Origin of the sequence: Sphaerochaeta sp. S2 (assembly GCF_016406725.1) — a bacterium.
GTDB lineage: Bacteria > Spirochaetota > Spirochaetia > Sphaerochaetales > Sphaerochaetaceae > Sphaerochaeta.
In genome coordinates this window covers 1-10,855 of the sequence record NZ_JAEKNT010000464.1, presented here as the reverse complement: position 1 = coordinate 10,855, position 10,855 = coordinate 1, and the positions used below count along the sequence as shown (strand labels likewise).

The window sequence follows — 10,855 nt, the reverse complement described above, 5'->3', positions numbered from 1 at the left end:
CACCCTTGGTGCTATTCAGGTAGTTATTACCGATACCGCTTGGGCAAAGCTTTCCGAGAGACAGAGAGAAGCCATCATGGAAGCTGGCAAGCTTGCACAGGCTTACAATGCTGAAATCAGCGAGAATGCTGAGAATGAAGTACTTGCTGAGCTCAAGGCTGAGGGCGTGAATGTGGTTGATGTTACAGACAAGGCCCCATGGGCAAATGCTACCAAGGCGGTAATCGAAGAGAATACCAAGAGCCAGGCAGCACTGTACAAGCAGATCAAGGATATGAAATAAGGGCGTTTAGTTAGTTATAGGTGGGATTGCAATGTCAATCCCACCTCTTTGAGTCTCAGGAGATGAAATATGCCAAAGTTCTTTGCATCAATGGATAAGATCAAGCATGCGTATGACTGGACTGATAAGATTGTCATGGTAATTTGCAAAGTTTTGCTTATTGTCGACATCCTCATCACCAGTTATGCAGTAGCCGGACGTATGCTTCATGAATACATACCGTTCCTGAAGGATCCTGCTTGGACGGAAGAGGTTGTATTGACCTGTATGGCATATATGGCCGTTCTGTCTGCCGCACTTGCCATCCGACGGGGTACCCATATCAGAATGAAAGCTTTCGACAAGTACCTTCCTAAGCTTACGATAAAGATCCTCGATATCCTTTCGGATGTCGCGGTTTTTAGTCTTGGGTTGGTAATGGTTTATGTTGGCTGGAGATATGCTATCACGATTGGAAGTAGAGGGTTCTATGTCTCTCTACCATGGCTCAGCCGATTCTGGATGTACTTTCCTGTACCTCTAGCTGGACTTGCCATGATCATCTTCGAGATTGAGGCTATCTATAACCATATCAAGTCCTTCTACGTGAAGGAAGAGGAGGAAGCTTAATGGACGCAAACAGTATTGCAATTATGATTCTCCTGGGAAGCTTCTTTCTTATGATCTTCCTCCGTTTTCCTATCGCATATGCAGTTGGACTTTCTTCTATTTTTACCATGCTCTACCAAGGCTCCAATCTTAATGATGTCAGCCGTCTTATGGTTAAAGGCATCAGTTCATTCTCGCTGATGGCAGTTCCCTTCTTTATCACGATGGGAGTATTGATGGGCTCTGGTGGTATTTCCCAGAAGCTGATTGCCCTTGCCAATGCCTGTGTAGGTTGGATGAGGGGAGGCCTGGCGCAGGTTAACATCGTAGCATCCTACTTTTTTGGAGGAATCTCCGGGTCAGCCGCTGCAGATACTGCATCCCTTGGTTCCATCCTGATTCCCATGATGGTCGACGAAGGCTATGATGCTGATTTCTCCACTGCTGTTACCATTACCAGTTCCTGTGAAGGACTGCTTGTTCCTCCCAGTCATAACATGGTCATCTATGCAACCACTGCAGGTGGTATCTCTGTTGGAAGTCTCTTCCTTGCCGGATACCTTCCCGGAGCCCTGCTTGCCATTACCTTGATGATTGGCTCTTATATCTTCTCCGTGAAGCGAGGCTATCCAAAGGGCGAGAAGTTCAGATTCAAGAACTTCATCATACAGCTCGGGAAATCCATTTGGGCTTTGGCTGCTGTTGTTATTGTTGTTGTTGGCGTTGTAGCCGGTGTTTTCACTGCCACTGAATCTGCTGCCATAGCTGTAATCTACTCCTTGATTGTTTCGGTCTTTATCTATAAAGGCTTGAATTGGAAGGGTGTTTGGAAGGTTCTCGACGATTGTGTAGGTACCCTCGCTATCGTGCTTATTCTTATTGCTACATCATCTGTCTTTGGCTACATCCTTACTACACTCAATGTTCCTCGTCTTGCAGCTGAGGCGATTACAAACCTTACCAATAACAGGATTCTCATTATCCTGCTGTTGAATGCAATTCTCTTGGTCCTTGGTGCGATCATGGATATGGCACCGATCATTCTTATTGCGACCCCGATTCTGCTTCCTGTCGCTACCGGAGTTGCCGGGCTGGATCCCATCCAGTTTGGTATTATGGTGGTCCTCAACTGTGGTATTGGTCTCTTGACCCCACCGGTTGGAGCTGTCCTGTTCATAGGTTCAGCCGTCGGAAAGGTATCCATGGAGAAGGTGGTAAAGGCAACGCTTCCATTCTACCTCTGTATGGTTATTGCACTGCTACTGGTATCGTTCATACCTGAGATCAGCCTCATCTTGCCGAAGATTTTTGCAGGGTATACCCCGACAAATATGTAGAAAGTTGCTGATTATCCCTTCCTTTGAACCAGAGTTCTTGCTCTGGTTCAATTTTTCGTTTGCTTGGCAAGAGCATTTGAATGGAAATCACTGTCCCTAATGATAATCTGAACAAACTGATTCACCAGGTTCGTGATATACTTGCAGTATGCAAAGACCAACCATTGCCTTCATGTATGATTTTGACAAGACCCTCACTACCAAGGATATGCAGGAGTATACGTTCATCCCCAAGCTTGGAATGTCTGCCGAAGCGTTTTGGAAGAAGGCTGACACACTTGCTGGTGCGCAGGGTATGGACCGTATCCTTGCATATATGAAGCTTATGCTTGATGAGTCCAGACGCCATGAACAGTCGATCAGAAGAAGCGATTTTGTTTCATTGGGGGGGAGCCTTGAATTTTTTCCAGGCGTGCTCTCGTGGTTTGATGAGGTGAACAAACTAGGCTCATCGATGGGCTTGGATATACAACACTTCATTATCTCTTCAGGCTTGCGAGAGATCATTGAAGGGTCAGCCATCGGAAACCGATTCAAGCGTATCTATGCATGTGAGTATTTCTATGATGAGAACGGGGTGGCCACCTGGCCGAAGCTATCGGTCAACTATACAGCCAAGACGCAGTTCTTGTTCAGGATCAATAAAGGGGTACTTGATGTGCATGAGGACCAGGCCTTGAATGCCTATACCGCCGAGGGTGAGCGTAGTGTACCTTTCAGGAATATGGTGTATATCGGTGATGGCCTGACCGATGTCCCCTGCATGAAGCTCGTCAAGCAGAATGGTGGGAAAAGTATTGCTGTTTATGCAAAGGGCAAGGAAGCGATCAGCTATCAGTTGATGAAGGAGGACCGTATCAACTTCTTCACTGAGGCCGACTACACTACCCAGGGAGAACTTTTCTCATTGGTGAAGACCATCCTTACCCAGATGCAGGCAGAGAATGCCCTCACTGAGTACCAGCGAGGAATGAAACGCCTTGCAGGAATCTAAAGGCCCAGTCCTTTCTGCATCAGCGAGGCAAGTACTTCCATACCCTTCCTGGTGGGGTGTAACCCATCAGCGAGAAGTCCATCTCCGGCCTTGATAGGATAGCTTGCAAGGTCAATGAGGTGGGCTCCTTCATGCCTCGCAACAATCTCTTTAATACTTCTTGCCAAGTCTAACTGACTCCAGTGATGGATATTCTCTTCATCAAGGGCCCTGTCTGTCCTCTGTAATGGGGTACAGAAGTACAATGTGCTCTGTGTATGTCTTGTCAGCATATCATTCACCAGCGATTCATATGCTTCCTGGAATACCTCGATGGTGGTAGGTTCTTCCGCCTGTCCCCAATCGTTGGTTCCCCCGAATACGATGATGATATCACCAGTCAATCGCTGTTGTCTTTTCTCATCCAAGAAGGAAGAGGAGAGGGGACGGACTCCTGTTCTGCTTATCCTGCTTCCTGAGTAAGACTCATTCATGAGGAGTTTCAGCCCTGTATGTTCTTGGAGGAGATACCACCAGGTATGCTCCACCTGTGTTACATCCACTCCCTCTCGGGGGTAGAAGAGTTCATTCTCCTCAGGGACATATCCTGCAAAGGTGGAGATGGAATCGGCAAGGATGGAAAAGGTCTGTGTCTTCATGCCGGTAGTGTATCCTACAGCTTTTCCCGCTACAAGAGTCTGTGGTATGCTGGGCGGGGAGGCTTGCATGGATACGAAGATTTCAGTTGTTGAGGAAGGGGCTCTTGAACGGGTTGGATCAGTCTTTGTTGAGGCATTTGGTCATACCCCGGCGTTGTTGGTAGCAGATGGCATAACACTGAAAGTCGGTGGGTTCCCTGTTTCCAGATCGCTTGAGAAGGCTGATATCCAGGTCAGGCAGTTTATTTTTCCTTCTGAACCGCAGCCTTATGCTGATGAGCATGCAATTGCACAAGTTAGGTTGAGCTTGGAGAGGGACAACAGTATTGCAGTGGTCCTGGGATCTGGAACACTCAACGATATTACCAAGCGTGCAAGTGCTGAGTTGGACCGTCCCTATATGGTTGTTGCCACCGCCCCCTCCGTTGACGGCTATACCTCCTATGGCGCAGCAGTTTCTGTAGGTGGTTTCAAGCAGACGCTTCCCTGTGCTGCCCCTATGGTGGTGCTTGCTGATACCAAAGTACTCCGTGAAGCTCCCATGGACATGATCGCGAGTGGTTTTGGTGATTGCATGGCAAAGTACACTGCCGGTATGGATTGGATTCTTGCAGATCTGGTTGGGGTTCACCCAATCCGCAGAGATGTATGGGACATGGTCCAGATTCCGCTGAGAAAAGTCTATGCCCATCATGCAGGGATAGCACAAAGAAGGGGGCGTTCCATCGGTCTGCTTTTTGATGCGCTTTCAGCAAGTGGGTTTGCGATGCAAGTGATGCACGACTCACGCCCTGCCAGTGGTGCTGAGCACTTGATCAGCCATATTTGGGAGATGGAACACTTGAGTAAGGATGGGCTTCCGGTAAGCCATGGCTTTAAGGTCTCCATCGGTACCCTGACCATTACCTACCTCTACGAGCAGCTCAAGCAGTTGGACCTTGCTAATATCCCCCTCACTGGAGCAGAGAGCTGGGAAGAACGCGAGCAATCGATAACGGCATTCTTCCCCGATGAAAGCGTAAGGAAACAGACCTTGGCTATCGCAAAAGAGAAATTCCTTGATGGGGATGCCTTGCTTACCCGAAGAGAGGAGCTTGTCGCACTGCTCCCTGCCCTGATCGAGAGAATGGATGAGCAACTACCTCCGTACCAGGAACTGAAAGAAGCAATGAAGGAGGTTGGCTGTCCGGTTTCTCCTGCTGATATTGCAAGTAATCTGGAAGGGCTCCGCCATGCAGTTACCGGTGCTCAGATGATCCGTAACCGCTATACCGTGCTAGATCTCTACTACGAATTGGGACTGTTTGACCTAGCCTTGGATATGCTCTCAGGAATGTAGTGATTCTCCAGCTGAAAATCATCGTACGGCAAAGTACTTCTGATATTTGCTGGTAGGCTTGTCTGGTATGGTCATCTGGAGTTTTCCAGATGCGAGTAATGGCGTGAGGAACGTTTTTCTAAAATGTTCCCTATGTTCTATGCCAATATATCCCTGCATCTCTTCCCTGGTTCTTGGAACAGAACAAAATTCTAGCAACATTTTCAAACGACTATCTTGCGCGGTGTCTTGCGCGGTGTCTTTGATGGCTGGATAGTTGATATTTTTTACTACTACACGAAACTCTGCTTTCGGTGTTGGATTCTGCCAGTTAGTGGCTGTCTCCATGACCGGAAGTAGGATGGAAATATATTAAAATTGACCGCGGTCAAAAAAATTGTTGACCTAGCACAAAACCCCTTTTAGGATAGAGAAAAAGAGGGGAATTTTCATGCACAGTATAGTTCTTATCAAGCAGGTCCCACAGACCAGTGATGTCCAGATGGACAAGGAGACCGGTACCATGATCCGTAGCGGTTCTGCTGCCATCCTGAATCCATTGGATGTGTATGCCTTGGAAACGGCGTTACGAATCAAAGACCATAGAGGTGGACGCGTGACGGTCATCACCATGGGGCCAGCGAGTGCTGTGAAAGTACTCAAGGAATCCATTGCCATGGGGTGTGATGATGCCTATCACCTGAATGACCGTGCCTTTGCAGGCTCTGATACCTGGGCAACCTCCTATGTACTGGCAAAAGCCATAGAGAAAGTTGGCCTTCCTGATCTGGTCATTACCGGGGAGCGGGCAACCGATGGTGATACTGCCCAGGTTGGACCGGCAGTGGCTTCATGGTTGGACCTTCCGGTTCTCTCCTATGTTGCATCAGTAGAGGAGATTGATTCAAAAAACCTGATAGCCGAGCGTTTGATCGAGGAGGGGTACCAGCGAGTTAGGTCTCCTCTTCCTGCCCTCCTTACCGTGGTCAAGGAAATTGCCGAGCCTCGTCTTCCCACCCTCAAAGGAAAGAAACGTGCCATGGCCACAGAGATTATCACCTGGAGTGCCTCCGATCTGGATACAGATCCAACTTTCTTGGGGCTGAAGGGGTCTCCCACCCGGGTGGTGAAAATAGAGACTCCCAAAGTCAGTAGGCAATGCAGCATGGTGAAGGTAGAAGATGATGCTTCGCTTCATGAGGCAGTTGATCAATTATTCACCTTCCTTGAGGAACGTGATCTGTTAGGAGGACGCAATGCATGAGGTTTGGACGATCAGTGAATGCCATCAGGGTAGGGTAAAGGATGTTTCCTATGAGCTGTTGGCACGTGGAAGGGCACTTGCTGAGACACTCAAGGTAAGACTAGGGACGGTAGTCATCGGTTGCAATGTCAGGTTGGAGGACTTGAAGCAGCTCTCCGCTCAGGGAGCCGATATCATCTACCTTGTAGATGATCCTTCGCTCTCCTCGTTTGTCTGTGAACGATATGCTGAGCAACTTCTCCGTCTAATTACTGCAAAGGAGCCGCAGATCATCATTGCAGCAGCAACCACCTCTGGAAGGACCCTGATGCCCTATGTAGCAGTCAAGGCACATGCTGGGCTTACTGCCGACTGCACTGAGCTCGCTATAGAAGAGGGAACGGGGAACCTCCTGCAGACCCGTCCAGCTATAGGTGGCAACATCATGGCAACGATAAAGACCCCGAACCACCGGCCACAGATGGCTACCGTTAGGCCACGTTCTACCAAGCCGCTTGAAGCAAGGAGTGACCGTCCTTTCGTGGTGGAAGAGGTAGCTGTATCTCCCAAGCGTGAAAAGCCCTCTGTCGAGGTATTGGGACTAAGGGCTCTCGAAGGTCAGAGTGGATCCATCGAAGAAGCAGATATTGTCATCTCCGGGGGAAAGGGGCTTAAGAAACGGGATAACTTTGCCCTGATCGAGCGTCTGGCCAAGGCGTTTGGTGCAGAAGTAGGTGCGAGCCGGGACGCAGTGGACCGAGGTTGGGCTTCCTATCCTCATCAGGTTGGTCTTTCAGGCAAGACCATCTCTCCCCGTCTCTATCTCGCTGCAGGTATCTCTGGGGCCATCCAACACCTCGCAGGTATCAAGACAGCCAAGTGTATTGTGGCAATCAACAGTGATGAGCAAGCCAATATCCTTGGTATTGCTGATTTCGCCATCATCGGGGACCTGTTTCAGGTACTTCCTGAGATTGAGAAGCGCCTTGAGCAGAGGAGGAAGGCATGAATACCAGCTATACAGCAATTACCCCATCCATTCTTGAGGAGCTGAAGGCAATCGTAGGGGAGCATAACCTGTTCACCGACACAGAGCGGATAGAAAATTACAGCCATGACGAGACCAGCAGGGAGCAGTTCAGCCATATGCCGGAGGTAGTGCTTACTCCCGTCTCTACTGAGCAGATCAGTGCGATCATGAAGTTGGCTGACCGGTACACCATACCGGTAACCCCACGTGGTGCTGGCTCTGGCCTCTCTGGTGGTGCGATTCCAATTCATGGGGGAATTGTGCTCTCGGTTGAGAAGATGAACAAGGTGCTGGAGATTGATGAGGCAAACCTTACCGTGACCGCTGAGGCAGGGATTGTAACCAATGAGCTGAACGAGCGGCTTAAACAGACCGGGCTTTTTTTCGCCGGCTATCCGATGAGTCTGGAAACATGCTTTCTTGGAGGTAATATTGCGGAGAACGCTGGCGGTGGGAAGGCCGTGAAATACGGAGTAACCGGGCGCTATATCCTCGGTATGGAGGTCGTCACTCCCCAGGGGGAAGTGGTCCAACTGGGAGGGAAGGTGACCAAGGATGTCAGTGGGTATGATCTCAAGCAACTGTACATCGGTTCAGAGGGGACCCTTGGCATTATCACCAAGGCAACCATCCGTCTCCTTGGCGTTCCAACATCTGCCTCTAATCTCTTGGTTCCTTTTAGGACTGCCCAGGATGCCATCTCTGTCGTTCCCCTGATCATGAAACAAGGGATCATCCCCACCAGTATTGAGTTTATGGACAGAAGTTCTCTCGAGATGTCCTGCTCGTATCTGAATGAGAGTCTTCCTCTTGAGGGAGTGGGGGCGATGCTGCTCATTGAGATTGATGGTACTGATGAAAGCCAGGTTGAACATGATCTCATCCAGGTTGGTGATCTCTGTTCAGATCATAAGGCGATGGAAGTCTATATTGCAGAGGACGCCACAACCAGGGAGAGAATCTGGTCCATTAGGCGGAATATTGCCGAGGCCATCAAGGTCTATAGCCCTATTCAGAGCCTGGAAGATGTGGTTGTTCCCATTGGCTCCATTCCTTTGGTCATTCCCCGTCTTGAGCAGCTCTCCAGCAAATACAACATGAAAATTCCTTGTTATGGCCACGCAGGAGATGGTAACCTGCATGCAACACTGGTGAAGAATCCTGAAAGTACCATGGAGGAATGGTTGGAGATGGAACCACGGTTGCTTTCCGAGTTCTATGCATTTATTGTCAAGGAACTTGGAGGGAAGATCAGCGGGGAGCATGGTATTGGGTTGAAGAGGAGGTCGTTCTTCAAAGACGTGACTCCAGGGGCGGAGTACCAGCTGCTGTGTGCAGTCAAGCAGGCGCTTGACCCAAAGAACATCATGAATCCTGGGAAGATTCTCCTATAAGGAAGGGTAATGGCCAAGAAATCAAAGGGTACAAGTAAAGCTGAGGCAACCAAGCGCCTGATATTCGAGAGTGCTTTGACGCTCTTCAAGCAGAAGGGGTTCAACCAGGTCTCCATCCAGCAGATAACCGACTATGCAGGCACTGCAAAGGGGAGTTTCTATACCTATTTCTCCACGAAGAGCGACATAATTGTACAGGAGTTCTGGGCCATTGATGCCTACTATCGAAGTATTGAGGAAGAGGTATTACAAGAGAAAGATGCAGCTCTCAAGCTCCTGAAATTCACTGAGTTGCAGCTTACCTATGTACGCGATGTTATCGGGGTTGAGATGCTGAAAGTACTCTATGCAAACCAGGTGAGCAACGAGGGTTCCACCAAGGTCATTACCGACCAGTCCCGGTTCTGGCATACCTTCATCAGAAGCATCATTGAGGAAGGACAGAGATCAGGTGAGTTCAGGAAGGACAGGGAGAGCTCCTACCTTGCGGTGCTTTTCAATAGGGCCATCAGGGGGCTCTTTCTGGACTGGAACATCAGCTCAGCAGGATTTGACTTGGTTGAAGAGGGATTGTCCTATTGCAGGAATTTGTTGATTCCTGCTTTGTTGGCCAATAAATGATTCCTCAATATCTTAGGGTGTTGTTATATCTCATTTCCAGAAAGAGATCATATTGTGTTAGGAGAAAGGGGCGAGCATATGGATAAAATTGGTGTAGCCATCATTGGCTCTGGTGGCATTGCAAAAGCACACGTGAAGGGGTTTCTTGCGTTGGGGAATCTCTGCGAGGTAAGGGCCCTCTGCGATTCCTATCCGTCGAAGGCTGAAACATTGGCACAAACCTATGATCTCAGTAGTTCAGTTGCCATAACCAAGGACTATCATGAGCTTCTATCCCGTGATGACATTCACCTCGTATCGCTTTGCTTGCCTCCTAGCCTGCATTGCCAGGTTACGGTTGATTTTCTGGAAGCTGGAAAGCATGTCATTGTTGAGAAGCCGATGGCTCCCTCCCTTGCTGAGTGTGACCAGATGATCGAGGCCCAGAAGAGAAGTGGTAAGATTCTCTCGGTAATCAGCCAGAATCGATTCAAAACTGCTGCCATGCGTGTGAAACAGCTCTTGGATGAAGGCGTATTAGGCAGGGTGCTCCTTGCCCGTGTGAACTCAATGTGGTGGCGTGGATCTGCCTATTACGACCTCTGGTGGCGTGGGACCTATGAAAAGGAAGGTGGGGGTTGTACGCTCAACCATGCTGTGCACCAGATTGATATGCTCCAATGGCTCATAGGCGTTCCTGACCAGGTTGTGTCGGTCATGAACAATGTGGGGCATAGCAATAGTGAGGTTGAGGATGTCTCCCTCTCAATCCTTTCTTATCCAAATATGGTGGCTGAGGTAAATTCTTGCTTGGTTGATCATGATGAGAAACAGGAGTTCTTCCTTGCCACTGAGAAAGCCTCAGTTGGTATTCCTTGGTATGTGAAATCAGCCAAGCAGTTGCCTAATGGGTTTATCCAACCCAATCCTGAGACTGAAGTGGAACTGAATGCATTATATGAATCGCTTCCTTCCCTTAAAACGGAAGGGCATGAAGCACAGTTGGAAAATGTACTCCAAGCAGTGATGCATGGGACAGAACCGCTGGTAACTGGAGAAGAGGGAAGAAAAGCTGTACAGCTGATTAGTGCAATGTACAAATCTGCAACCGAGCATACGAGCGTCTCATTGCCTCTTGCAAAGGATGACCCCTTCTATACCACTGAGGGAATGCGTGCAAGGTTGGTGCGGTACAACAGAAAGCTTAAGTCAGTAGAGAATCTTGAGGAGTCTGGCGAGATCAGCCTAGGGACGATGGGAACGTAAGGAGTTCGAACATGAATAAGATGGATGGACAGCAGTATGCCCCAGAGGGTAAGCCACAACCAGTTTGCAAGAGAGGCGAATTCGTTGTCGGTGTTATAGGACTTGATCATGGCCATATCTATGGGATGTGCAATGGGTTATTTGAAGCAGGGGCTGATATTGCC

General features: G+C 49.0%; 11 protein-coding genes and 1 pseudogene. 10 read left to right on the top strand and 2 right to left on the bottom strand.

The features are described 5' to 3' along the window. From JF818_RS13425 to JF818_RS13410, 4 genes and pseudogenes are all read left to right on the top strand, one after another. A pseudogene (locus JF818_RS13425) lies at positions 1-283 on the top strand (C4-dicarboxylate ABC transporter substrate-binding protein); the annotation flags it as partial. 69 nt (positions 284-352) lie between these two features. After that, complete coding sequence (locus JF818_RS13420; RefSeq protein ID WP_198892489.1) at positions 353-892, top strand: TRAP transporter small permease; 540 nt, start codon at positions 353-355, stop codon at positions 890-892. Continuing rightward, positions 892-2,208 (top strand): TRAP transporter large permease, encoded by a 1,317-nt coding sequence (locus tag JF818_RS13415; protein ID WP_198892488.1) that lies wholly within the window; start codon positions 892-894, stop codon positions 2,206-2,208. The genes JF818_RS13420 and JF818_RS13415 overlap by 1 nt, the downstream gene beginning before the upstream one ends. Before the next feature lie 148 nt (positions 2,209-2,356). After that, positions 2,357-3,202: an HAD family hydrolase gene (locus JF818_RS13410; protein ID WP_198892487.1), complete on the top strand. Its 846-nt coding sequence runs from the start codon at positions 2,357-2,359 to the stop codon at positions 3,200-3,202. Here the strand turns inward: JF818_RS13410 and JF818_RS13405 are convergent. Beyond that, positions 3,199-3,840 carry an SGNH/GDSL hydrolase family protein gene (locus tag JF818_RS13405; RefSeq protein ID WP_198892486.1) on the bottom strand — a complete coding sequence of 214 codons (642 nt, stop codon included), beginning with the start codon at positions 3,838-3,840 and terminating at the stop codon, positions 3,199-3,201. The genes JF818_RS13410 and JF818_RS13405 overlap by 4 nt on opposite strands. 67 nt (positions 3,841-3,907) lie before the next feature. Between JF818_RS13405 and JF818_RS13400 the strand changes: the two genes are divergently transcribed. Then, on the top strand, positions 3,908-5,179 hold the full coding sequence (locus JF818_RS13400; RefSeq protein WP_198892485.1) for a sn-glycerol-1-phosphate dehydrogenase: 1,272 nt from the start codon (positions 3,908-3,910) through the stop codon (positions 5,177-5,179). A gap of 18 nt (positions 5,180-5,197) precedes the next feature. Here JF818_RS13400 and JF818_RS13395 read toward each other — a convergent pair whose 3' ends face one another. Then, positions 5,198-5,506 carry a Fic family protein gene (locus tag JF818_RS13395; protein WP_198892484.1) on the bottom strand — a complete coding sequence of 103 codons (309 nt, stop codon included), beginning with the start codon at positions 5,504-5,506 and terminating at the stop codon, positions 5,198-5,200. 103 nt (positions 5,507-5,609) lie between these two features. On the opposite strand from JF818_RS13395, the gene JF818_RS13390 reads away from it, so the two are divergent. The 5 genes from JF818_RS13390 to JF818_RS13370 all read left to right on the top strand — a co-directional run bounded on the left by JF818_RS13390 (position 5,610) and on the right by JF818_RS13370 (position 10,691). Continuing rightward, positions 5,610-6,422 (top strand): electron transfer flavoprotein subunit beta/FixA family protein, encoded by an 813-nt coding sequence (locus tag JF818_RS13390; protein ID WP_198892483.1) that lies wholly within the window; start codon positions 5,610-5,612, stop codon positions 6,420-6,422. Further along, on the top strand, positions 6,415-7,410 hold the full coding sequence (locus tag JF818_RS13385; protein WP_198892482.1) for an electron transfer flavoprotein subunit alpha/FixB family protein: 996 nt from the start codon (positions 6,415-6,417) through the stop codon (positions 7,408-7,410). The genes JF818_RS13390 and JF818_RS13385 overlap by 8 nt, the downstream gene beginning before the upstream one ends. Further along, the gene (locus tag JF818_RS13380; protein WP_198892481.1) at positions 7,407-8,825 is read left to right on the top strand and encodes an FAD-binding oxidoreductase; all 1,419 of its coding nucleotides are present in this window, start codon (positions 7,407-7,409) and stop codon (positions 8,823-8,825) included. The genes JF818_RS13385 and JF818_RS13380 overlap by 4 nt, the downstream gene beginning before the upstream one ends. 9 nt (positions 8,826-8,834) lie before the next feature. Continuing rightward, positions 8,835-9,446 (top strand): TetR/AcrR family transcriptional regulator, encoded by a 612-nt coding sequence (locus tag JF818_RS13375; RefSeq protein ID WP_198892480.1) that lies wholly within the window; start codon positions 8,835-8,837, stop codon positions 9,444-9,446. Positions 9,447-9,524: 78 nt separating this feature from the next. Then, positions 9,525-10,691 (top strand): Gfo/Idh/MocA family protein, encoded by a 1,167-nt coding sequence (locus JF818_RS13370; protein ID WP_198892479.1) that lies wholly within the window; start codon positions 9,525-9,527, stop codon positions 10,689-10,691. The last annotated feature ends 164 nt before the right edge of the window (positions 10,692-10,855 follow it).